Below are 23,247 nucleotides of genomic sequence, written 5' to 3'. Positions count from 1 at the left end.
CTATTTGACGAAGACGAGTTCGCGCTTGAACGGAAAAAGGTCCGGATCGATCACTTCGCCGAACTCACGCGCGGCCCGGTGTCCCGCATAGACCGCGTGCACGATAGCGCCTGGTACGTCGCAATCGCCGATCGCCTTCAGAGTAAGGATTCCTGCTGCCTTCCGGCCAGCTTCATCAGCTTTCAGTTCCTGGAAGAGAGCGTTCTCCGAAACGCGCGAGGTGACGCTGACCAGGGTCACCGCGTCGATACGCATTTCCGCGCCGGTATAGTTGCAGGCAAAGCGCGCATGGTCGCCCGCCCAGGCCGCAAGGCGATGGGTCAGCACCAGCTTGACCCCCATCCTCATCAGCTTGGCCTGCGCCTTGAACTGCTCGTCGGTAAAAAAGGCCCAGTTGGACACATCCGTTCCGGGGGTCACCAAGGTGACTTCGTGATCTTCGCTGCGCAGCTTTTCCGCAATCACGCCGCCCATATAATATTGATCGTCATCGTAGATGATGACCGGACCGGTGACCGTCTTCCCGGCCATGATGTCGTCAGGTGTAAGGACGTTGGCGGCATCCATGCCGGGTACCGGCAGATAATTGTTGTGACCGGTACCATCGCGCCGCCAAGTGGCGCCGGTGGCAAGGATCACGTGCCGGTAGCCGGCCTCCAGGATCGCGCCCTTGTCCATGCGGCTTTCGCGGAAGATCTCGATATTTGGGAGCTTCGCGATCTGGCCGAGGCGATAATCGCGCACGCGCACCCAGGCGGCAAGGCCCGGCAATTTCGGTTCCCTATTAAGACGGCCACCCAGTTCGCGCGCGGCATCGGCGAGGGCCACGTCGTAACCGCGCTTGGCCAACGACATCGCACATTCGAGGCCCGCTGGTCCCGCACCCACGATGAGAATGGGATCATCAGCATGCCCGTTCTTCGGATTCATGATCTCCGGATGCCAGTCGCGGCGGTATTCCTCGCCGATGGTCGGATTTTGTGTGCAGCGAAGCGGCACGCCGGAATTGTTCTGGGCGCGGCAGATATTGCAGCCGATGCATTCGCGGATGTCGTCCTCGCGCCCCTCATCGATCTTCAACGGGATGAAGGGGTCTGCAATCGAGGGACGCGCCGCGCCGATAAAATCCAGAATGCCACGCTTCACCTGATCGACCATCGTATCCGGTGACGTGAAACGGCCGACACCTACCACCGGCTTGGTGGTGAGTTTCTTGACGAAGCCGGTAAATTTTTCCTGATGTGCTTCCGGCCCGAAACGGGACGAAAGGGAATCGTTGTCCACATAGGAGATGTTGACGTCCCAGAGATCCGGCAACTCGGCCAGCAGCGAAATCACGGCCTCGCCCTCTTCCGCTGCCTGGACGCCTTCGGGTCCCATCAACTCATCGACCGCGAGCCGCACGGCGACGGCACAGGTATCACCGATGGCATCCTTGGTGTCCTCGATCATCTCTTTAAGGAGACGCGCGCGGTTTTCGATTGGCCCACCATATTCATCGGTCCGCTGGTTCCAGCGCTTAGTGATGAACTGGAACGGCAGATAGCCGTGACCGGCATAGACATAGACGATGTCGAAACCGGCGCGCTTGGCACGTTTCGCCGCGTCGACCTGCCATTTGCGGAGGTTGCGTATGTCCTCCTTGTCCATCGCACGAGTCTGCATGGGAAAAACCGCATGCTGGGTCGAGCCCGAGGGCGAGAGCGGCGTCTCGCGGCTCCAGCGATTGGGACTGTGGTTGCCGCCATGCCAGAGTTCCACGCCGGCCAGCGCACCATGGCGCTTGATCTTCTCAACCGTCAGCGATTGCGTTTTGACATCGTTCTCGTCCCAGAGCGCACACAGGCGATAGGGCGCATCTTCCGACGACCAATGCATCGAACAATATTCGGTGTTGACCACGCCCCAGCCGCCTTCGGATTTCAATTCGCGCAGACGCGAAACCGAATGCGGCAGGTCGTAACCCATGCCCGTGCAATGTGGCACTTGGTAGAAGCGGTTGCGCGCGGTGACCGGCCCGATCTTTACGGGCTGGAACAGGATGTCATAGCGAGGATTGCGCGGCACGATGATCGATCTCCCGACAAGGCTGGCGAGCTGGCCCCTTTCAGACCAATCCCGGCTGGCACTTCAGTTTACAAATGCTTTCAGGTGGTTGAGAAAGCTGTATACAGCTCATTTCCAAGAGTCAATCGGCGCTCGCCATTGCTCCGGAATCTCGTATCAGGATCCAAGCCACTGCGAGATCAGCAAGGAATCGAGATAGGGAGCGAAATTGCTGGCATTGCTGCCAAAGGCAAGGCCGGTCTGGCCATTGACCCCAAACCCCGAAAAAATGCCGATCAGGCTGGGCCGACCCGATTTGTCCAGCAGGGCGATCGGGCCGCCGCTGTCGCCGATACGGATGATGCAATCGGTCACCAGCATGCTGGGAAATTGGGCTGCCTTATTCTCGCGCGGCGAGACAATCCGGCATTTGCCATGGGGCCGCAGCACCTTTGTGGCGCCATACCCGTAACCTGCCGTGAAGAGATCGGCGCCATTAGCCAGCTGATCCAGAATCTGTTGGGTGGTCAGCCGGGCGACTGGAACCGGTTCAATGGCGCGAACCGGCGGATCGATGCTGAGCAGGACCCAATCGGCGGCCACCTCCGAGCCCTTGGTAATACGCCCCTGCCGAACGACACTACCGATGGCCCGAATGGTGGCGCCACGATACTGACCCAGCTCCGGCTGTGCGCCGAAATTGGGATGAAACACGACGCTGGTTGGCGGTGCCGCGCGACCCTCCTGGTAGAGGCAATGGGCCGCGGTGACGATAAGGTCCGATGCCACAAGCACGGCTGTGCAGGGTCGGCCGCCGCCCTGGAGAATGGATAATTGCCCAATCGCTGCGGTCCAGGGCAGCTTTTCGGGTACCGGCACCGGCGTCGGGGCGATCACCGGGGGGCGGGCTGCACAACCAGCCAGCACCAGCAGCAAGATGCCGAGCCCCACACTTCTGGCAACGACGCCAGGTCGGCCGGGCTTTCCGCGCCAGAATGTCACGGATCGGACAGCGTGTCGGCGGCGGCGGCTGGCAATGCGCCGCTGTTACCGGCATAAGCGGGCAATTCGCCGGCGAAATTGAGCGAACTGGGGCCATAGCTGGCTCCTTCCTCGCCCGATTCCGAACGCCAGTAATTGGTAATGATGCCGACGACGCTGCGCGTCCCATCGGCCGCCGTCAGTAGAATCGGCCCACCGCTGTCTCCCTGAATGACCGGGCAGGTATTCTTGATGACCTCGACACCAGTCCTCAGTTTGTCTTGACGGTCGTCAAGCAATTGGCACTTATCGCGCATCTGGAGCCGCTTGCCGGAACCAACCCCGTACACGCCGAAACCGGCATGAGACAAGGTGGCGCCGGAATCAATGCGCTTGGCGATATCCGCCACACTGAGCTTCTCCACCCGCAGCGGCTCAAGGAAGTCGACCCGCCGGGCAAGACGCAAGAGGGCCCAATCAAGTATCGGCGGCTCATTCTCCTCCCAGTTTTTCTCCGGATTGATCGGCCAGCCCATTGCAACGACCGCCGCGACCGGCACCGGCCGCAGCCGTTCCCGCCCCGCATCCAGGGCCGGCGTGAAGCTAAAATCAATGATGCGGATTTCGGACCCGCGCCCGTAGAGGCAGTGCGAGGCCGTGAGGATCACATCCGGCTGCACCAGCGTCGCCGAGCAAGAGCCGCGCGCATCCACAGATTCCAAATCCAGACGGCCGATGGCGGCCGACCAGGGCAATTCCTGGCTCGGCCGATCCACCACGCGCACCGGCGTGGCGCAGGCCGCTACCAACATCGTCGCAGCGGCGGCAAGTCCGCATTTCAAGAGGGGGCGAGCCTTGTTGTTCATTTGGTCAAATCTCACGTTTAAAGCCCGGTTACTGCGCCCGTCATCTCATGGCTCCGGCCGGATTTGCAAAATTTCACCCAGATCTTGCCGATTCTTGAGCACATCGGCCAGGGTATAGCGATCCAGCACCGACAAAAACGCCTCCAATGCCTCGCCAAGGACGCCGGCCAGCTTGCAGACCGGCGCGATGGGACAGGTATTGTGCTCGTGATCGAAGCATTCGACGATGGTGAGATTGGCCTCCATCACCCGCACCGTCGCCCCGACATTAATTTTCGCCGGCGCATCCCGCAGCCGCATCCCCCCCTTGCGGCCCCGCACAGTTTCGACGATCCCAAGCCGGCCCAGCTTGTGGGCCACCTTCGTCAAATGGCTCTCCGAAATTCCATAGGCGGCCGCGATTTCTTCGATCGTGGAAAGACGATCCGGCCGCAAGCCGAGATAGATCAGTACCCGGAGTGAGTAATCGGAGAACTGGGTCAGTTGCATCGAGACGCCTGCATGCCGTGTTCCTGTTCAGCTTATCTGGCCATCGTCGGACGTTAAAGGGCAGTCGTTAACATGGCTGGCCTCTAATATGGCCTTCCTGTCTGCTAGCGGGTGACGCTGGCCGCAATATAGGATAAAAACCTGTGTCGTGGTTCGAGGGGGGTGATCATCTCGGCCGGGTACGGTCTCGACTGGCATTTCCGGCCATTTTCCAAGGAGAGCGCGCGTGGGCAGCAAAGGGCAAATTCTGGCGGCACTCGACACGGTCAATATCGATCAGGCTGTCGACTGGGCGCATCGCCTGGACCGGACCGTCGCCGGCGTCAAGCTCGGGCTGGAATTCTTCCTGGCCAACGGGCCGCTTGGCTATCGCCGCATCGCCGCGGTCGGCATGCCGATCTTCCTGGACCTCAAGCTTCATGACATACCCAATACGGTGGCTGGTGCCTTGCGGGCGATCACGCCGCTTGCCCCCAGCATCGTGACGGTCCACGCCGCTGGCGGTCAGGCGATGATGCAGGCCGCCCGCGAAACCGCCGAGGAACAGGCAGAAAAGCGCGGCGTCAAGCGGCCGAAAATCATCGGTGTTACCGTCCTCACCAGCCTCGATGACAAGGACCTCGCTGCCGTGGGTCAGGCCGCCCCGACCAGCGATCAGGTGAAGCGCCTCGCCAATCTGGCCAAGGCGGCCGGCCTAGATGGCGTCGTCTGCTCGCCCCATGAAATCGAAGCATTGCGGGCAGAACTGGGCGAAGATTTCCTGCTGGTGGTCCCAGGCGTCCGGCCGCAGGGCAGCGACAGCGGCGATCAAAAGCGGGTCCGCACCCCCGGTGACGCCGCCAAGGCCGGTGCCGATTACCTGGTGATCGGCCGTCCGATTACGGCGGCGGCCGATCCACGCGATGCCGCCTGCCGTATCGGCACGGAAATCGACGCCGCCATCGGCCATCCGCCGGCCCAAGCACGGCGCTGATGGGCGCGCGGCTGATCCCTCTCTGACGATTGCGAACATGACCAAACCGAGTTCGACTGATCTCAAGCCATGGCCGCTTGCCATGGCGGCCTTCCGCCGCGTCTGGCAGGAGCGCGATGATTTGATGCGACTGGCAGCGATTCCGGTCATCGCCACCTTTGCTCTCAACATCTGGTTCCAGCCCTATGCCGAAATGATGTTTGGCGCAATACAGCCGGGACAGGAACCTGATCTAGCTCAGATGCAAAGCGTTCAGGCGCCGATCATCCTGATTGGGCTGGCAAATTGGCTGGTGATCGCAATCTTTATGGTGAACTGGATGCGTGCCCTGGCGCTGGGCGATGGCGGTCCATCGGGCCTCGGCCTAGACTTGCGGCGCCGGCATATCCGGATGTGGCTGTACCTGATCGGCTTTCTCGTTTGCATTCTGTTCGCCTTCTTCATTTTTATGGCATTGGTCCTGGTCTTGCTGCCGATACCGGCGATCGTTTTCGCCGCGACCATCCTGTTTCTGATCTGGTCACTGATCGTTGTCGTGCGGCTCACGCCGATATGGGTCGGTATCGCAATCGATGCGCCGATGAAGCTCCGGGACGCCTGGCGGCGCACGACGGGTCAGGGTGTTGGTCTCGCTGTCGCCTTCGTGATTGTCTCTTTGGGTCTGTTTTTTCTGCAATCGCTCTTTCTAAGCCTATCGATCAGCCTGGGTGTTCTCGAGGCAGCCCCTCTGGCACTGAGTTTTATTTCGGTGGTCATCCAGTTCATCATGTTCGCGGCAATCGGCGCAGTCTTCGTGCTGGCCTATCCGCGGTTTGTATCGGAGACGGTATGAGATGGCGGTTGACGCCAAGATATGCGGTTTGACGACGCCGGCGGCCGTGGATGCGGCCGTCGGCGGTGGCGCTTTCATGGTCGGCTTCGTTTTCTTCGCTAAAAGCCCGCGTAATCTTGCGCCGCTCTTGGCCAAGGAACTCGGCAAACGCGTGCCGGCGGGTATCGCCAAGGTGGGCCTGATCGTTGACGCGACCGACGACGCCATCGCCGCGATCCTGGCCGAGGCGCCGCTCGATCTATTGCAATTGCATGGCCATGAGACGCCTGAACGGACTGCTGAGATCCGCGCCCGTTTCAGCCTTCCGGTCATGAAGGCGATCAGCGTCGCCGATGCCGCCGATATCGCCGCGGCACGCGCCTACGAAGCGGTCACCGACCGGCTGCTCTTCGATGCCAAGCCACCCAAATCCATGACGGGCGCCCTGCCGGGCGGCAATGCGCTTTCCTTCGACTGGGGCCTCTTGAAGGGCCAGCATTTTGACCGTCCCTGGATGCTGGCCGGGGGGCTCCATAGCGGCAATCTCGCCGCGGCAGTACGGGCGACGGGAACGCGGGCGGTCGACACCTCATCTGGCGTCGAAGATCGCCCCGGCGAGAAAAATATCAATAAAATCAAAGAATTCCTGGCAATCGCGCAAACCCTTTAAGGTGCTGGACCGAACGTTACGGCCTTTGACCTTTGGCCGCCGCTATGGTTGATTGCGCGCCTTGAGCGACTCCGCTCTCATCTATCTGAATTTCCCTGCGTTTCGGAGCCTTGAACCCGTGAGCACAGCCAGCGTCGCACAGCCCAATTCCTACCGCACCGGACCGGACGAACATGGCCGTTTCGGCATCTTCGGCGGCCGCTTCGTCGCCGAAACGCTGATGCCGCTCATTCTCGAGGTCGAGGCGGCCTACAAGGCGGCCAAAGCGGATCCGAAATTCGCCGAGGAGATGGAGTATTACCGCAAGCACTATATCGGCCGGCCGAGCCCGCTTTATTTTGCCGAACGGCTGACCGCGGAACTAGGTGGCGCCAAGGTCTATATGAAGCGCGACGAGCTCAATCACACCGGCTCGCACAAGGTGAACAATTGCCTTGGTCAGGCGCTGCTCGCCAAGCGCATGGGCAAGACACGCATCATTGCAGAGACCGGCGCCGGCCAGCATGGCGTCGCCACGGCAACTCTCTGTGCGCTCTTCAATCTGCCCTGCACCGTCTATATGGGGGCGACCGACATCGCCCGCCAGCAGCCCAACGTCTTTCGCATGAAGTTGCTGGGGGCCGAGGTCATTCCGGTCCATAGCGGCACGGCGACGCTGAAAGATGCCATGAACGAGGCCCTCCGGGACTGGGTCGCCAATGTCGAAAACACCTTCTACATCATCGGTACCGCGGCTGGCCCGCATCCCTATCCCAGCATGGTGCGCGACTTCCAATCCGTGATCGGAATCGAGACCAAGGAGCAGATTCTGGAAGCCGAAGGCCGCCTCCCCGACACGCTGGTCGCCTGTATCGGCGGCGGCTCCAATGCGATCGGGCTGTTCCATCCCTTCCTTGATGACCGCGAGGTCGAGATCATCGGCGTTGAAGCCGGCGGCGACGGTGTTGAAACCGGTCGCCATGCCGCCTCCCTCACCGGCGGCCGGCCGGGCGTGCTGCACGGCAACCGCACCTATCTGCTGCAGAACGACGACGGCCAGATCATCGACGCGCATTCGATTTCCGCCGGCCTCGATTATCCCGGCATCGGGCCCGAGCATTCCTGGCTCCACGAGATGAAGCGCGTGCAATACGTCTCGGCGACCGATCTCGAGGCGCTCGACGCCTTCCAGATGCTGGCCAAAATCGAGGGCATCATTCCGGCCCTGGAGCCAGCCCATGCGCTGGCTTATGTGCGCAAACTGGCGCCGACGCGACCCAAGGACAATATCATCGTCATGAATCTCTGCGGCCGGGGCGACAAAGACATCTTCGCCGTCGCCGAAAGGCTGGGTACCAAAATATGACTACGCGTATCGAGCGGCGCTTTGCCGAATTGAAGGCGGCCAAGCGCGGCGGCCTGGTGGTTTTCGTGACGGCAGGCGATCCCACCTACGAAGTTTCGCGCGAGATCGTTCTGGGCCTGCCGGCGGCGGGTGCCGACCTCATCGAGCTTGGCATGCCGTTTACCGACCCCATGGCCGACGGGCCAGCCATCCAGGCGGCGTCCTTGCGCGCCCTTGCGAGCGGCCAGAACATGAAGAAGACGCTGCAATTGGTGCGCGACTTCCGGGCCAAAGACGAGACCACGCCGATCGTGCTCATGGGCTACTACAACCCGATCTATTCCTATGGCGTCGATAAATTCCTGGTAGATGCCGGGAAGGCCGGCGTCGACGGGCTGATCGTGGTCGATCTGCCGCCCGAGGAAGACGAGGAATTGTGCCTCCCGGCCCTGAAAGCCGGCCTCAACTTCATTCGCCTCGCTACACCTACCACCGATGACAAGCGCCTGCCGACCGTTCTCAACAACACCTCCGGTTTCGTCTATTATGTGTCCATTCTGGGCATCACCGGGACGCGTTCGGCAAGCCAGACGGATATCGGCGCGGCGGTTGCCCGCCTGAAGCGGCATACTGACCTGCCAGTCGCCGTGGGCTTCGGTATCACGACACCTGAGGGCGCCGCCGCCGTCGCCCGCGTGGCGGATGCCGCCGTGGTGGGCTCGGCTGTTGTCAGCCGCATTGCCGCGGCGATCGATGCCACTGGCAAGCCACAACCCCACGCCGCCAAATCGGCGTTGGAACTGGTGGCCAACCTCGCCGCCGGCGTGCGCAGCGCGCGCAGCTGAGCGACGATACGGAGAGAACAAGATGAGCTGGCTTACCAATTTTGTGCGACCCAAGATCCGCAAGCTGGTCCAGAAAACCGACGTCCCCGAAAATCTGTGGGATAAATGTTCGAGCTGCGGCCAGATGATCTTTCACCGCGAGCTCAACGCCAATCAGCGCGTTTGCCCGCATTGCGGCCATCACATGCGTATCGATGTGAAAACGCGCCTTGAGCTGCTGTTCGATGACGGCAAGTATGAACGTGTCGAAACGCCGCGTGTCGGTGTCGATCCGTTGAAGTTCAAGGACCGGAAACGTTACACGGATCGGCTCAAGGATGCCCAGGCGAAGACCGAGGAACAGGACGCGATTGTCGTAGCCCATGGCACGATGAACGGCGCCCCAGCGGTTGTCGCCGCCTTCAATTTCGATTTCATGGGCGGCTCGATGGGCATGGCGGTAGGCGAAGGCCTGGTGACCGCCGCCGGTCTCGCCGTCACCCGCAAGGCCGGTCTTGTTGCCGTGCCGGCCTCAGGTGGCGCGCGCATGCAGGAAGGCATCCTCTCGCTCATGCAGATGCCCCGCACCGTGATCGCGGTCGATCAAGTGAAGGAAGCCGGTCTTCCCTTCATTGTGTTGCTGACCGACCCCACGACGGGCGGCGTCTCGGCCTCCTTCGCCATGCTGGGTGACATACAAATCGCCGAACCCGGCGCCCAGATCGGCTTTGCCGGTGCCCGTGTCATCGAAGAAACCATCCGCGAAAAGCTGCCGGAGGGTTTCCAGCGTGCCGAATATCTGCTCGACCACGGCATCATCGACCTGGTCGTGCCGCGCAAGGAATTGCGCGAACAGATCGGCCGCGTGATCTCGCTCCTCACCAAGCGCGACGAGGCGGCGTGACACAGACCAGCGACATTGTTCTGGATCGCCTCACCAAACTCCATCCCAAGCTGATCGATCTGGAACTCGACCGGGTCCACCGCCTGTTGGCAGCGGTGGGTCATCCGGAACGCCACTTGCCGCCGGTGATTCATGTGGCCGGCACCAATGGCAAGGGCTCGGTCATCGCCTATCTGCGCGCGATCCTGGAGGCGGCCGGCTACCGGGTCCATGTCTATATCTCTCCGCATCTGGTGCGTTTTCACGAGCGCATCCGCCTCAATGGCAAGCTGATCGACGAATCGGCGCTGATTGAGCTGCTGGAAGAATGCGAACGTGCCAATGGCGGCACACCGATCACCTTTTTTGAAATAACCACAGTAGCTGCCTTTCTCGCCTTCACGCGGGAGCCGGCAGATATCGTGCTGCTGGAAACCGGTGTCGGCGGCGAGTTCGATGCGACCAATGTCGTCGACCAGCCGCTCGCCACGGTGCTGATGCCGATCTCCTTCGACCACATGCAGTTTTTCGGCAATACGCTGGAGCTGATTGCCAAGGCGAAAGCCGGGATCATCAAGCGCAACCGGCCGGTCATCGTCTCGCCACAGCCGACCGAGGCGCTGGCTGTATTTGAGGAACGCGCGACATCACTCTCCGCTCCCCTTCACCGCTTCGGCCGCGAATGGAATTGCGACGGTGACTTAAAATCCCAACTGCGCTTCTTCGACCAGCGCGGCCCGCGGCTCTATCCGGTCCCGGGTCTCGCTGGTCGCCATCAGTTCCGCAATGCCGGCTGCGCCATCGCAACGACGGCGGTGCTCGACGGCTTCAATATCTCGGACGCGCATATTGCGCAGGGCCTGCGCAATGTCACCTGGCCCGCACGCATGCAGCGCCTGACCCAGGGGCCTCTGGTCGAGATGCTGCCGGGTGGCAAGAACGGCAAGTGGGAGCTATGGCTGGATGGCGGCCACAATGCCGAGGCCGGCGAGGTGATCGCCGCCATGCTGGCCGATTGGCGCGCTGCCGACGGCAAGCCGGCGCATCTCATCTTCGGCATGCTTAATACCAAGGATCCGGTGGCTTTCCTCGGCCAATTGGCACCCCATGCCGAGGATCTGGCTGCCGTCGCCATCCCGGGCGACCATGCCAGCCTCTCGGTCGAGGAATGCGTTCAGGCCGGCGCCGAGGTGGGCTTGCTCAGCCAGGGCTTCCGTTCCGTGGAAGCCGCCTTGCGCGCCATCGTCGATGCCCATGACGGCAGCGACGAGCCGCGCCGGGTCCTTATCTGCGGCTCGCTGTATCTTGCCGGCACGGTGCTGGCCGAGAACGACTAAAAACGAAAAACCCCGCTCTTGCGAGCGGGGTTCTCCATGATTGATCGAGCGGGATCGATCAGATATTCGAGTTCACCCAATCGAGCAGCTTGCGCTTGGGTTCGGCACCGACCTTGGTGGCCGCGACCTGACCATCCTTGAACAGCATCAGGGTCGGCACGCCACGGATACCGTATTTCTTGGGCGTCTGCGCGTTGCGGTCGATATCGACCTTCACGATCTTCAGCTTGCCACCGAGTTCCTGTGCAATCTCTTCCAGCACGGGCGCAATGGCCTTGCAGGGGCCGCACCACTCGGCCCAGAAATCCACCAGCACCGGCTGATTGGATTTTAGGACGTCGGCCTCGAAGCTCGCGTCGCTGACATGGGTCGTGCTCATCCCGTCTTCCTTCCCATTGGACCTTGCCATGTATCGTGGCGGTCCGGTTCTACACTGTAACGGCGCCGGATTCCCGACGCTGCTTGTCAGGGAATCTATGAAGCCCACTGCCCAGCGTCAAGGTGACGAGTTCGCACCTGACCCCTGACCTGCTCAGGACGCATAACTCTCCAGCAGCGAATCGGGGATCGCCATCAAGCTGGGCACGGCGCTCCAGAGCAGATAGCAACTTACTGTTCGATCTGGATAAATTCCCCGCATGGCAGACCGATAAAGCGCGAGCTGCCGAAGATATTGCTTTGAGACATGTTCTGCCCGCATGGCTGGAGGCCGATTGCTCTTAAAATCGATGATGTGGCATTCCGTTGGCGTCACCAGGAGCCGATCGATCTGTCCACTGAGGATCTGCCGGCCGCCATCGGCACGGGACAATTCGGCCACGATCGGCACTTCCGCACGCGAACCCGGCACGAAAAGATGCGCAAATTCCGGCGCCTCCAGCACGGCCATCACTTCCGCGACGATGGCATCCAACGCCGAATCTTCCGCCATGAGACCGCTTGGGCGGTTGATGCTATCCAGCCAGTGCCGCGCTGCCTCGCGCCGCGATGCCAATGGCAGATCCGGCAGCAATTGGAACAGCTTGTGAATCACCAAACCACGCTGAAAGCGGAAACCCTGATCCTGACCGAGCGGCGAGAGCAACGGCGCCTCTAGAGGAGCTCCGCCTTCCGTGCTGGGACGCGAGGGAATGAGCGGCCGCGGCGGGTCCGGCTCCGGGTCCACCGGCAAAAGCGACCACGGCAGCAAAGGTGTCGTCAGGTCGATCGCCAAGCCAGCCTTCGCCACCTTGTCCCCGGGCGCATCGCTTTGCGCATTGCTATGCGTGTAGCTCGCGCCTTCCCATCCTGCTTCCGCACGCCATTGCTCCGCCGGCTGAACAACGACGTTCTCGAGGCCGGCCATGGCTTCCGTGACGTTGTCATGCCAGCTCGCCGACGTCGCACTCACGCGGCCGCGCCAGCCACAGATATAGAGCCGGTCCTCCGCGCGCGTCAGCGCGACATAGAGCAATCGGTTCTCTTCTTCCTGTGATCGCTGTTCGATCTCGGCGCGCGCCGACGCCGTTGGCGCCACATCCATTTCCTTGCGCTGCACCCAGACCGGGAGCGCCGCGTACTCTTCCCCCAGCCAGAACAGCCCGGGCCGGTTCGGCTTGCGCCGGCGCGCATCGACGACGAACACGATTGGGGCCTGGAGGCCCTTAGCGCCGTGGACGGTCATGATACGTACCTGGCCACCGCCATCCTCGGTCAATTCGCGCTTCACCACCGCCTCGCCCATCTCCAGCCAATGCCGAAAACCTTGCAAGGACGAAAGATTGTTTGCCTCATAACCGAGCGCCAGATTGAGCAATTCGTCTACCGCTTCGCCCACTTGCAAACCAAGGCGCGCGAAGAGCTTCTTGCGACCACCGCCCGCCGACAGCAGATCGGCCAGGAATTCGTAAGGCGTGAGAATCAGGGCGCGATCGAGATAGGTTTGGAGAAAGTCACGTGCGGCCGCAATGCGTTCCGCATTGGCTGCGGCTCGATTGAGTTCCTGCCAGAGCGTTCCATCGCCACGCGCGATGCAAAGATCGAACAGCTCGGCTTCAGTGAGACCCACCAGCGGACTTTTCAGCAACGCGGCGAGATTGAGGTTGTCCTCCGGCAACAGAATGAAATCGATCAGAGCGACCAGATCCATCACCGCGAGTTCGGAAAGCAGAGCCAGGCGATCGATCCCCGAAACCTCAACCTGCCGCGCCTTCAACGCCTTTACCAGCGTCGGCACGAAGGCGTTGCGGGAGCGTACCAAGACCATGATGTCGCCGGCCGTCACCGGCCGACCGCGCGCTTCGAGAGAGGCATTGCCGCGAATGAGGTCCGCGATCTTGTCGGCGATGGCATTGGCTACGCGCGTACCGGGATCCCCTGGGTCGGTATCGATGGCCGGCGGCATCCAGGGCAAAGGCGGCGTTACATCCAGCGGCACCGCCAACGGCCAGACCTCAACCAAACCAGCAGCCCCGCTGCGTGCCGGGACATGCTGGATCTTCCGATCCGCCTCAGCGACGCCGCTCCCTGTCGTGCCGGCAAAAACCGCGTCGACGGCGCGCAAGATCGCGGGACTGGAGCGAAACGACACGTTAAGCGGCAGATCCAGGAAAGGAGTGCGGGTATCGGCAGCGCCACGATCGCGCGCCAACTGGCTACGAAAATGCTCCCGCGCCGCCAGGAACGCACGTGGTTCGGCGCCCTGGAAGCTGAAGATCGATTGCTTGAAATCACCCACGGCGAAGATCGAACGTGGCTTCTCCGCCACTTTGCCGGACACGGCATAAGAGCGGTCACGGCCGCTGCCGGCAATCAATTCCTCGGTGAGTGCCTTGATGATATCCCACTGGGTCGGGCTGGTATCCTGCCCCTCATCGATCAGCACATGATCGATGCCGCCATCAAGCTTGTAGAGCACCCATGGCGCGATGCCCGGCCGCAACAACAGATCGCGTGTCGCCAGGATAAGGTCATCGAAATCCAGCGCCGCATGCGCCTCCTTGAGTTTACGGAAGCGCGCCAGGAGATCGAGCCCAAGGGTCATCAGCGCAGTGGAATCGGCAAGAATATCGACAGCCCGCAACTTGTCGAGAAGGCGCAGCAGGCGCTCGGCCTCGCGCTCCAGAATATGGGCGACGTCAGGCATCGCCGCGATGGCGCCCTTGCTGGCCAGGGTGGCACGGATCTCGTTCTTCGCCGTGAGGAAGACCGAGAGATATTCGTCCAACATCGCCGCGCGCTGATCGACATCCGCAGCCAGAAAGGCGTCCAGAATGGCGGCGCGCGCATTGTCGGTCTTGGCTCCTTGGGCCAGGGCTGCCATCGCCGCACGCAGAGCAACGCTATCGAACGCCGCATCGGCAAATGCAGCGGCAACAATATCGGCACGATTGGCATCCGCGGAAACACCGAGCAATCCGGCGAGCGCCCGCCGATACGCTTCGATATCACTCATCTGCCGTTGCAGGGCCACAAGGCGCGCCCGATCGCGCAGCAATTCGCCGATCACGCTCCCAATCCCGATCTCGCCACTGCGCTGTACCAGATGGGCAAGAGCGGCGCCAAGATTACCGGCCCCGGCACGGGCCGCGTTGAGCTGTTCTTCGCGGGCCTGCAGCAGCAATGTCGCAGAATCACGCTCTTCAATCAGACGGAAATGCGGCATTACCCGTGCTTCCAAGGGGAAGCGCCGCAGCAATGATTGACAGAAGGCGTGGATGGTATCGATGCGCATGCCGCCGGGAGCATCCAGCACCTTGGCAAAAAGACCGCGTGCCACCGGGATCAGCCGCGCAAGCCCCATATCACCTGCCAGCTTTTTGAGATCCGCCTTCAACGCGACCTCTGGCATCGACGCCCATTCCGCCAGCGTGGTCGCGATGCGGTTCGACATTTCGGCGGCGCCAGCCTTGGTGAAGGTCAGGCATAAAATACGCTCGGGCGCCGCGCCTTCCAGCAACAGGCGTAAGACGCGGTCGCGCAGCACCTGCGTCTTGCCGGACCCCGCCGAGGCCGACACCCAAGCCGAGACGGCTGGGTCGGCAGCACGACGCTGGTCGCGCGTGGCAAGTACTGTGGGGTTGTCGGCCTTCGCACTCATTCACCGACCTCGCTCGCCCACTCGGCAAACCGCGCGAGATGCTCATAATCGTTATAGCCAAGTGCAAAGGATTCCCGCGGTCTTGCCACATAGGCGGCTTCATCCGTCCCGTAAGCCTCCAGCAGGCGAATAAGGCCTAGATAGGCTTCGTCCGCCAGCGCCATCGGATCCGCCGGGTTGCGGCTGTCGGGCAGTTTGATCGGCATGACCGCGCAGCCCTCGCGCCCACCCTTGAGGTGCCAGTATTCGAGGCGTGCGATTTTTGCGCCGGCGGCAATCTCAAACCCGCCCCTCTGCGCGATTGCCGCTTCCAGAGGCAATTGCGGTGCAAAGCCGAGGGCGACGTCCTTCGCTGACGGAATGGTTCCGGTCTTATAATCGATGATTGCGATCGAGCCGTCCCGCAGCCGATCGAGACGGTCCGCCTTGGCCGTCAGCGTAAAGGCCGGCGACACCTCGCTGATTGGCAATTTGCCTCGGGTCTCGGTGGCGATGACGGCGATCTCCGCCTGCCGCTCGCGCATTTCAGTCACGAACCAGGCGGCCATCTGGCGGAATCGCGGCCACCAAAAAGCCCAGACGGCGGGCCGCGCCAGATCCGCGGCGAAGGCCCTTTCTCCAAGCGCCACCAGGCGGGTCTCCGCATCCGGTGGCAGCGGCAGCCCTACCTCTTTGAGGAAGCGATCGAGGATGTCATGGAACAACGAACCAAGATCGGCAACGCCAGGCTCCTGATCCAGGGGATCCAGCGCCTGCAAGTTCAGAATGTGCCGGGCATAGAGCGCATAGGGATCGCGCATCCAGGTTTCGATCTGCGTGACCGACAGGCGATTGGGGCGGAATTTTGCGCCGGGTTGCGGTGCCGGCCGCGCCAGCGGGACGGGCGGTGCGTCCGGCCAATCGAGTCGCATCTGCCAGCCGCGATAGAGGCTCGGCCCCTCGACCGGCGCGACGATGCCCAAGGCGCGCAGGAAGGCATCGAGGCGCAACAACCATCGGGACGGGACACTGGGCTTGCCGCCGACACGCTGCGCCCGGGTCATCACGACCCGAGGTGCCCCCAGCGCCTGCTGGAAGTCATGGGCAGAAAGACCGATCTTGCGTTCCGGCGATGGGAGGCCAAAGGCTTTGCGCATCGGCCGGCTGAGCCAGGGATCGATGGCGACCTCGCCCGGCCAAACGCCTTCATTGAGGCTGCCCAGGATCATCAGATCCACTTGCTGCAAGCGCGCTTCCAGCGGCCCCCAGATAAAAAGGCGCGGATGCAGCCCGTAGCGCGGCCGCACATCGATACCGTCGATCAATTCCTGCAGCAGGGCCGCATAACTCGCTGCAGAGACCGGCGACATGCCACGCGCGGCGCGCATCATGTCGTTGAGGAATCCAGCCAATGCCTCGCCTGCTTCGTCGCGCCACAGATTTTCGGCGCCACTGCTTTCCGGTCGCGCCGCCAGAGCTTCCGCCAGTTTAATATGGCGATCCAGCCTCTCCGTTAGCGGCACCGTACCCTGCCAATGGCCGGCAGCACCGAGTAGACCTGCCAGCCGGTCAATAAGGGCCTGCAGCTCAGCGCGAACATCGTCATTGCATTCTGCGGCGGCAAGCGCCGCACGCAAGCCGACGACGCCAGGCGCGGGACGTGGCCCGCGCAAGACATGAACCTCCAGCCGCCGCACCTGGCTCTGGAAGGCGGCATGAGGCATACCCGCCGCGCAAAGCGGATGTTTCAGCAATGCCAGCAAGGGCACCGGCGCCAGTTCCTCGGCCAGAGCCGCTGCAATAAGATTGAAGAATAGGCCCGGCTCGGTCATGCCCAGTGGCCTGCCGGCAGAATCGTCGATCTCGATGTCCCAGCGCCGCAACTCGGCAGCAACCCGCCGCGCCAGACCGCGATCGGGTGTCACCAACGCAGCACGATAAGGCGCCGGCTGGGCCACTGCCTCGCGCAGCATCAACGCGATAATGCCGGCCTCCTCTTGCTCCGTGCGGCAATCGACGCGGCTCACATCGTGCCAGGCTGCCTTGGCCAGCCCGTCCGGTTGCGCAAATCTCTGCGCGATAAGCGGCCAATCATGAGTGGCCGCGGCCGGCAGCATCGCGGCAGCAACGATCTTGGTGCGGGTTGGCGGCGCTGAACGCTCCGGCCCATCGGGCAGCGAATGCGGCCACAACCATACATCCTCACGCTTTGCCTCAAGGCGCGACAGCAAATGGGCAAGACCGAACTGTGGATGCGCCGGATCGATCGCGATCTTTTCCCAGGCTTCGGCATCGGCCTGCAGATCCAGCCCCGGCAGCACGACCAGACCCTTGGGCAGACTGGCGATAGTCGCGATAAGATCAGCACTGGCGGGAATCGAACCGGTACTGCCCGCGGCGACCACCGGATCAGCCGGCGGTTGCTCGCGCCAGAGACGGCTTTGGCGTTCCAGCAGCAGATTGCGGCGATGCATGGGATCGATGCCGCCCTCATTGGCGAGAATCTCCGGCCAGTTGTCGCGCAGGATATCGAGGAAGCGCAGGGTCAATTGCCAGTGCTCCGCCAGTTCCTCAGGGGCCAGATTCCGGATCGCCGCAAAATCGAGCCTTTCGGTCTCGACCTGATCGAAAAGCCGCATAAGCTCGGCGGCGAGCCTCGCAGCCTGATCGAGCGGCATCGCGCCGCCAGGAAGACTCACCGCGGCAGCGCCTTGTACCAGTTCCGCCAGCAGCATCTGACGTCGCAGATTCGGCACGGCTGGCGGCACGTCCGCGCTCATGGCTTCGCCGAGGCTGAGATCGAGTGCCAGGCCATGCAAGGAAAGCTCGCCCTCGTCGAGATCGCCCAAGGGCATCAGGCGCGGCAGCATCAGTGCCCGGCCACCGCCGGCGCCCAGACGCAGAAAGGCGTCCTGCATGGCACGGCAGGCACGTCGATTGGGCAGCAGAATGGTGATCGCGCTGAGGCGCAAGGGATCGGCGGCGGTCTCTGCCATCAATCCGAACGCCAGGGCATCAACGAAACTGACGCCCGTCGGAATTGTGCAGATGCGCGATGTGCGGTCGAACAGATTCATTCGCCTCCCCGTGTCATGGGGAGCTTGGCCTAGAATCTGATGCCGTGGAAGCTCAAATGCCGCTCGACATCCTGCAAATGTTGAGGAGTCGAAACGTGGTACCATTCGCCATCGTGACGTAGCCCGAAGAGCCGATCTTCCTCGATGGCACGATCCCACACGACATTGGTCGAAAACGCCCCCTGGGGCGGATCACGAAACAGGCGCGGATGGCAAATCTGGATACCGGCATAGAGAAAGGGTGCAACCTGCCATTCCTTGCGGCGGCGCACGCGGCCTTCCTGATCCATTACAAAATCGCCTTTGCCATTATAGCCCACGGCGGTCACCGTCGGCTGCAACAGCAGCAGCGCATCCATCTTCGCATCGTCCCATTCTGCGGCGAGGCGTTCCAGTGCGTCGATCTTGCCATTGAGCCAGATGATCTTGGCGTTCACGGCGAAGAAGGGATCTTGCCCCAGCAGCGGCAGCGCCTGAACGATGCCGCCACCTGTCTCCAGAATCTCGGCTTCTTCGGAATAGAGAATCTCGAGATCGGCACGCCCCTTCAGATGCGCCCGAATCTTCTCGCCCAGATGATGCAGGTTGATCACCACGCGCTTTACACCGACAGCCTGCAACCGGTTGAGCACGACATCCAGCATGGGTACGCCCAGGACCGGCACCAGGGCCTTGGGCGTGGTCTCGGTCAGAGGACGTAATCGTGTCCCGAAACCGGCGGCCATAACCATGGCAGTATGGGGAATGGTGACGCTGGGCTTGGTCAAAACGAGCAATCCTTCATTTCAATCGACAGAGATCGCGCCACGCTCGGCGGGCGGCAGATAGCGCGCATACCATGCCGCCACCGGCGCCATGACGGGATGCTGGATGTCATGGGCGATCAATTCCCACACCCGCGGCATGAAGCGCTGATACCAGCCCTTGCCGTCCCGCTTCAGCAATCGTGCAAAGGTTCCGGCAATGCGGGTGTTGCGCTGGCCGCCGATGACGGCATAGGCCGCCATGAATTTATCGCGCGCGATCGACGGATTGGCGGCGAGGTAGCGATCGATCATCACCTGCATCAAATCCCATGGCAGGTTGCGCCGCACGTCTTCCAGCAGCGAAACCAGATCGAAGGTGATCGGCGCCAGCACGGCATCCTGGAAATCCAGCAGGCCGCAGGCCTCGACCCCTTTGCGGTCCTTGAGCACCAGCAGATTGTCGACATGAAAATCGAACAAGGCGATGCTTTGCGGCACGTCGAAGCGACGGGGAAGAACCTCTTCCCAGGCAGCCACGAAAGCGGCTCGCGTCTCGGCCGGTACCGGGACACCAAAATGCGCGGGCCAGTACCAGTCGAGCAGCAACTGGACTTCCCGGAGCGCCCGGGCATCATCGAACACGGGCAGAGCAGCAAGCGCCGATGGCGGCACCCGGTCGTGAAGCGCAATCAGCGTATCGGTCGCCAATGCATAGAGAGCATGGGCATCGCCCCCGCCATCCAGTTCACGGGTATAGGTCTGGTCGCCGAGATCCTCCAGCAGCAGAAAGCCGGCTTCGGCATCTTCGGCATGGATCAGCGGCGCGCTGAAACCCAAATCCTTCAGCAGGCGGCCGATGCGGACGAAGGGCCGCACGTCTTCCATCGGTGGCGGCGCATCCATCAGCACCGCCGTCCGGCCAGCCATGGTCAAACGGTCGTAGTGACGAAACGAAGCGTCGCCGGCCAGCAGCTTGATTTCGGCAGCTCCCCATCCGGCCGCCGCCAGGAACCGATCGCGGCGCGCCAGGCGCGCTGCCGCATCCGCGGTCTTGCTCATTTCATTCATCCCCGTAGCCATCCCCCAAACCTTGCCGCCGTTACCGGCGCCAGCCGCTCCGCCCAGGCCTTGTTGCCCACCAGCACCAGCCGCCGCGACTCGGGCGTCTTCCCCGGGGCCAGAGTCACGTCCAGACGCTTCCGTGGCAAGAGCGAGCCGAGACGTTCAGGCCATTCGATCAGGGAAATTCCACTCGTGAAGGCCTCCTCGATGCCCAGCTCATAGGCTTCCTCGGCCAGCTTCAGGCGATAAAGATCGAAATGCCAGATGTCGCCCATCTCGGAAGGATAGGTCTGCACCAGCGTAAAAGTCGGGCTCGGCACCGATTCCTCGTCCGGACAGAGCTTGGCTATAAACCCGCGGGCAAATGTGGTCTTGCCGGCGCCCAGATCGCCCCGGAGGGCGAAGACATCGCCGGGCCGTGCCAGACCAGCCAGCACCGCTGCCGCGCCGCGGGTGGCCGCCGCATCGGCTAGGTCGCATTCAAACAGGGATTCCGTTGGAACTGGCGTCATGGCGCCGGTTTGTAGCCGTCCTGCGACCTCGCCGCAACGATCATCGCAACGTCACATTTGCCCCAATATTACAATATGCTAAAGGATGCGCCTCGATTTTGGGGAGGTTTCCATGAGCGATGCGGTTCAGCAGACAGACGTGGTCATCATCGGCGCCGGCCCGGTGGGGCTTTTCGCCGTGTTCGAATGCGGCATGCTGAAAATGCGCTGCCATGTCATCGATGCCCTGGAATCAACCGGCGGACAATGCGTCGCCATGTATCCGGAAAAGCCGATCTACGACATTCCCGGTTACCCCTCGATCGATGCCGCACATCTGATCCAGAAACTCGAGGAGCAGGCCGCCCCGTTCAATCCGACCTACCATCTTGGTCAGCAAGTCGACAAGCTGACGCCGCAAGGCGATCGCTGGCTGGTCGAGACCAATGCCGGGACCAGGATTGACACCCGCGCCGTCATCATCGCGGCCGGCTGTGGCGCCTTCGGCCCCAATCGCCCGCCCTTGCAGCGTCTCGCCGAATTCGAAGGCAAGAGCGTCTTCTATCTGGTGAAGCGGCGCGAGGATTTCCGCGGCAAGCGTATCGTTATCGCCGGCGGTGGCGATTCAGCACTCGACTGGACCATTTCGCTCGCCGAGCTTGCCGAGAAGATCTACGTCATCCATCGCAGACCGAAGTTCCGCGGTGCACCGGAATCTGTGGCACGCATGGAGGCCCTTGCCAAGACAGACAAGGTCGAGTTGGTGGTGCCATATCAGCTCCACTCGCTGGAAGGTGAGAACGGCCAACTATCCGCCGTCAACGTCTCGACTCTGGAAGGCGAGGTCCGGCGTCTGGAAGCAGATACTCTCCTCCCCTTCTTCGGACTCGCCATGGATCTGGGGCCGATCGCCAATTGGGGCCTCAATCTTGAGCGCAACCACATCGCGGTCGACCCAAAGAACTGTGCGACCAGCGCTCCCGGCATCTTTGCCGTGGGCGACATCGCCACCTACCCCGGCAAGCTGAAGCTGATTCTTTGCGGTTTCTCCGAAGCCGCCATGGCAGCGCATGCATCGCATCCGCTGGTTCATCCGGGCGAAGCTTTGCACTTCGAATATTCGACGTCGAAAGGCGTTCCCGGGAACTGAGTTCCGGAAAACCGGCTCATCCGGCAAACGTTTAGTTTGCGTTAACACTCTTTTGCCATCGTGGGTGCTACAAGGACAAATGACTACCTAGGACAATATTCGCAAGATCGGATCCGACATTGAGCGCGGCGCTCCAGATAGACTCTGAATTCCCAGAGATCGTCGATGAACGCATGTCGGGGGGCGGTGCCGCGCCATGGCAAATTCTCATTGTCGATGACGATCGCGATGTCCACATCACCACCGAATTCGCCCTCGGCAGCGAGACCTTCGGCGGCCGCAGCCTCAAATTCCAACATGCTTTCTCTGCCATAGAAGCCGAAAAGATCCTGGCGCAAGCCAACGAGATCGCGGTCATCTTATTGGATGTGGTGATGGAATCCGACGACGCCGGTTTGCGTCTGGTGAAAATCATCCGCGATCAACTGGGTCTCAGCATACCCCGCATCATCCTGCGCACCGGGCATCCCGGCTACGCGCCTGAGCGCGACGTCATCCGCGACTACGATATCGACGACTACCGCACCAAATCGGAATTGTCGCGCGCGCGGCTTTTCACATCCGTCGCAACCGCCTTGCGTGCCTATGAGCGGCTGCGCCAATTGCAGGAAGCCAATCAGCGCCTGGAAGCAATGACGCGGGACCTTGAAATCCTCAATGTAGAATATCTCGAGCAGCGCGAGGCGGCGATGGCCGCCGCACAAGCGAAATCGCGCTTCCTGGCCAATGTCAGTCATGAATTGCGCACACCGCTCAACGCCATAGTCGGCTTCAGCGAGTTGTCGCTGCGCGCATTGGAAAATGGCGAAAAGGTCCCTCCCGCCTACATGCAGGACGTGCTCGATGCCGGCCGTCGCCTGGCAACTCTGGTCGACGACATCCTGGATTTCAGCCAGCTCGATGCGCGCCGGCGCCGCCTTATTTGCGAACCAACCGGCATCCAGGAAATCCTCGACTACCAGCAGGAACTCCTCATGGGCGAGTCCGGTCGCCTTGGCGTCAATCTGACGATCAACCGTGGTGATCCGGCCGTTCAGTGCGAGATTGACCGCAGCGCCCTCACCAAGGTCCTTGGACATATCATTGCCAATGCCTTGCGCTATTCGCCCCGTGGCAAGGATGTCGCCATCTCGTGGCACCTCCGCGACGGAGACGTCGTGATTGACATAGCGGATCGCGGACCTGGCATTCCGAAAGCAGTCAGAAGCAATCTCGACGAACCCTTCTCGATCGGGCAGGACGTTCTCACCAAGGATGCGAGCGGCCTTGGCCTGGGCCTCACCATCTGCCGCCACCTCATGACAATGATGGGTGGACGGATTTCCATCGAGGATCGGGATGGTGGCGGGTCGATCGTCTCGCTGCAATTTCCTCGCTACGCGGCTTAACCGTGCCGAATGTGACCGAACAACCGACGGTGACTCCCGACCCGCGCCACACGTCCGCTAGCGTTATTTCTC

At 61.9% G+C, this 23,247-nt stretch carries 19 protein-coding genes; 9 read left to right on the top strand and 10 right to left on the bottom strand.

Translation table 11 applies throughout. The features are described from left to right. The 4 genes from ACE3PR_RS01905 to ACE3PR_RS01890 form a co-directional block, all read right to left on the bottom strand. Positions 1-2,067, bottom strand: a complete 2,067-nt coding sequence (locus ACE3PR_RS01905) for an FAD-dependent oxidoreductase (protein ID WP_374367563.1) — start codon at positions 2,065-2,067, stop codon at positions 1-3. Between the two features lie 156 nt (positions 2,068-2,223). Continuing rightward, positions 2,224-3,048 (bottom strand): serine protease, encoded by an 825-nt coding sequence (locus tag ACE3PR_RS01900; protein ID WP_374367561.1) that lies wholly within the window; start codon positions 3,046-3,048, stop codon positions 2,224-2,226. Then, the gene (locus ACE3PR_RS01895) at positions 3,045-3,893 is read right to left on the bottom strand and encodes a serine protease (protein WP_374367559.1); all 849 of its coding nucleotides are present in this window, start codon (positions 3,891-3,893) and stop codon (positions 3,045-3,047) included. The genes ACE3PR_RS01900 and ACE3PR_RS01895 overlap by 4 nt, the downstream gene beginning before the upstream one ends. Before the next feature lie 45 nt (positions 3,894-3,938). Further along, complete coding sequence (locus tag ACE3PR_RS01890) at positions 3,939-4,382, bottom strand: Rrf2 family transcriptional regulator (protein ID WP_374367557.1); 444 nt, start codon at positions 4,380-4,382, stop codon at positions 3,939-3,941. Between the two features lie 226 nt (positions 4,383-4,608). On the opposite strand from ACE3PR_RS01890, the gene pyrF reads away from it, so the two are divergent. The 7 genes from pyrF (at position 4,609) to ACE3PR_RS01855 (ending at position 11,204) form a co-directional block, all read left to right on the top strand. Continuing rightward, positions 4,609-5,355 (top strand): orotidine-5'-phosphate decarboxylase, encoded by a 747-nt coding sequence (gene pyrF, locus ACE3PR_RS01885; RefSeq protein WP_374367555.1) that lies wholly within the window; start codon positions 4,609-4,611, stop codon positions 5,353-5,355. A gap of 82 nt (positions 5,356-5,437) precedes the next feature. Next, positions 5,438-6,187 carry a hypothetical protein gene (locus ACE3PR_RS01880; RefSeq protein ID WP_374367553.1) on the top strand — a complete coding sequence of 250 codons (750 nt, stop codon included), beginning with the start codon at positions 5,438-5,440 and terminating at the stop codon, positions 6,185-6,187. Position 6,188: 1 nt separating this feature from the next. After that, the gene (locus tag ACE3PR_RS01875) at positions 6,189-6,836 is read left to right on the top strand and encodes a phosphoribosylanthranilate isomerase (protein WP_374367551.1); all 648 of its coding nucleotides are present in this window, start codon (positions 6,189-6,191) and stop codon (positions 6,834-6,836) included. Between the two features lie 118 nt (positions 6,837-6,954). After that, positions 6,955-8,181, top strand: a complete 1,227-nt coding sequence (gene trpB / locus ACE3PR_RS01870) for a tryptophan synthase subunit beta (RefSeq protein ID WP_374367549.1) — start codon at positions 6,955-6,957, stop codon at positions 8,179-8,181. Continuing rightward, positions 8,178-9,005 carry a tryptophan synthase subunit alpha gene (gene trpA, locus ACE3PR_RS01865; protein WP_374367547.1) on the top strand — a complete coding sequence of 276 codons (828 nt, stop codon included), beginning with the start codon at positions 8,178-8,180 and terminating at the stop codon, positions 9,003-9,005. Before trpB ends, trpA begins: the two co-directional genes overlap by 4 nt. Before the next feature lie 22 nt (positions 9,006-9,027). Beyond that, on the top strand, positions 9,028-9,888 hold the full coding sequence (gene accD, locus ACE3PR_RS01860; RefSeq protein WP_374367545.1) for an acetyl-CoA carboxylase, carboxyltransferase subunit beta: 861 nt from the start codon (positions 9,028-9,030) through the stop codon (positions 9,886-9,888). Then, a complete protein-coding gene (locus tag ACE3PR_RS01855) occupies positions 9,885-11,204 on the top strand; it encodes a folylpolyglutamate synthase/dihydrofolate synthase family protein (RefSeq protein ID WP_374367543.1) in 1,320 nt (439 codons plus the stop codon). The genes accD and ACE3PR_RS01855 overlap by 4 nt, the downstream gene beginning before the upstream one ends. Before the next feature lie 58 nt (positions 11,205-11,262). Here the strand turns inward: ACE3PR_RS01855 and trxA are convergent, their stop codons facing one another. The 6 genes from trxA to tsaE form a co-directional block, all read right to left on the bottom strand. After that, positions 11,263-11,583, bottom strand: a complete 321-nt coding sequence (trxA, locus tag ACE3PR_RS01850) for a thioredoxin TrxA (RefSeq protein ID WP_374367541.1) — start codon at positions 11,581-11,583, stop codon at positions 11,263-11,265. 153 nt (positions 11,584-11,736) lie between these two features. After that, a complete protein-coding gene (gene addA, locus ACE3PR_RS01845; RefSeq protein WP_374367539.1) occupies positions 11,737-15,282 on the bottom strand; it encodes a double-strand break repair helicase AddA in 3,546 nt (1,181 codons plus the stop codon). Then, on the bottom strand, positions 15,279-18,338 hold the full coding sequence (gene addB, locus ACE3PR_RS01840; protein WP_374367536.1) for a double-strand break repair protein AddB: 3,060 nt from the start codon (positions 18,336-18,338) through the stop codon (positions 15,279-15,281). The genes addA and addB overlap by 4 nt, the downstream gene beginning before the upstream one ends. Positions 18,339-18,367: 29 nt before the next feature. After that, positions 18,368-19,105 (bottom strand): nucleotidyltransferase family protein, encoded by a 738-nt coding sequence (locus tag ACE3PR_RS01835; protein WP_374367534.1) that lies wholly within the window; start codon positions 19,103-19,105, stop codon positions 18,368-18,370. An 18-nt stretch (positions 19,106-19,123) separates the two neighbouring features. Then, entirely contained in the window at positions 19,124-20,143 is a 1,020-nt protein-coding gene (locus ACE3PR_RS01830) for an aminoglycoside phosphotransferase family protein (RefSeq protein ID WP_374367532.1), read from the bottom strand. Between the two features lie 5 nt (positions 20,144-20,148). After that, positions 20,149-20,658, bottom strand: a complete 510-nt coding sequence (gene tsaE, locus ACE3PR_RS01825) for a tRNA (adenosine(37)-N6)-threonylcarbamoyltransferase complex ATPase subunit type 1 TsaE (RefSeq protein WP_374367530.1) — start codon at positions 20,656-20,658, stop codon at positions 20,149-20,151. 112 nt (positions 20,659-20,770) lie between these two features. Between tsaE and ACE3PR_RS01820 the strand changes: the two genes are divergently transcribed. After that, positions 20,771-21,787: an NAD(P)/FAD-dependent oxidoreductase gene (locus ACE3PR_RS01820; RefSeq protein WP_374367528.1), complete on the top strand. Its 1,017-nt coding sequence runs from the start codon at positions 20,771-20,773 to the stop codon at positions 21,785-21,787. A 173-nt stretch (positions 21,788-21,960) separates the two neighbouring features. Beyond that, positions 21,961-23,175 carry an ATP-binding protein gene (locus ACE3PR_RS01815; RefSeq protein WP_374367527.1) on the top strand — a complete coding sequence of 405 codons (1,215 nt, stop codon included), beginning with the start codon at positions 21,961-21,963 and terminating at the stop codon, positions 23,173-23,175. Positions 23,176-23,247: the final 72 nt, after the last annotated feature.

It is taken from the genome of Dongia sp. (assembly GCF_041909655.1).
Taxonomy (GTDB): Bacteria; Pseudomonadota; Alphaproteobacteria; order Dongiales; family Dongiaceae; genus Dongia.
This window is presented reverse-complemented; position numbering and strand designations above follow the sequence as displayed.

Coding starts and splice junctions, on each gene's coding strand:
- ACE3PR_RS01895 (WP_374367559.1), bottom strand. CDS start 3,893: ATGAACAACAAGGCTCGCCCCCTCTTGAAATGCGGACTTGCCGCCGCT.
- ACE3PR_RS01890 (WP_374367557.1), bottom strand. CDS start 4,382: ATGCAACTGACCCAGTTCTCCGATTACTCACTCCGGGTACTGATCTAT.
- ACE3PR_RS01880 (WP_374367553.1), top strand. CDS start 5,438: ATGGCGGCCTTCCGCCGCGTCTGGCAGGAGCGCGATGATTTGATGCGA.
- ACE3PR_RS01875 (WP_374367551.1), top strand. CDS start 6,189: ATGGCGGTTGACGCCAAGATATGCGGTTTGACGACGCCGGCGGCCGTG.
- trpA (WP_374367547.1), top strand. CDS start 8,178: ATGACTACGCGTATCGAGCGGCGCTTTGCCGAATTGAAGGCGGCCAAG.
- accD (WP_374367545.1), top strand. CDS start 9,028: ATGAGCTGGCTTACCAATTTTGTGCGACCCAAGATCCGCAAGCTGGTC.
- trxA (WP_374367541.1), bottom strand. CDS start 11,583: ATGAGCACGACCCATGTCAGCGACGCGAGCTTCGAGGCCGACGTCCTA.
- addA (WP_374367539.1), bottom strand. CDS start 15,282: ATGAGTGCGAAGGCCGACAACCCCACAGTACTTGCCACGCGCGACCAG.
- addB (WP_374367536.1), bottom strand. CDS start 18,338: ATGAATCTGTTCGACCGCACATCGCGCATCTGCACAATTCCGACGGGC.
- ACE3PR_RS01830 (WP_374367532.1), bottom strand. CDS start 20,143: ATGAGCAAGACCGCGGATGCGGCAGCGCGCCTGGCGCGCCGCGATCGG.
- tsaE (WP_374367530.1), bottom strand. CDS start 20,658: ATGACGCCAGTTCCAACGGAATCCCTGTTTGAATGCGACCTAGCCGAT.
- ACE3PR_RS01820 (WP_374367528.1), top strand. CDS start 20,771: ATGAGCGATGCGGTTCAGCAGACAGACGTGGTCATCATCGGCGCCGGC.
- ACE3PR_RS01815 (WP_374367527.1), top strand. CDS start 21,961: ATGTCGGGGGGCGGTGCCGCGCCATGGCAAATTCTCATTGTCGATGAC.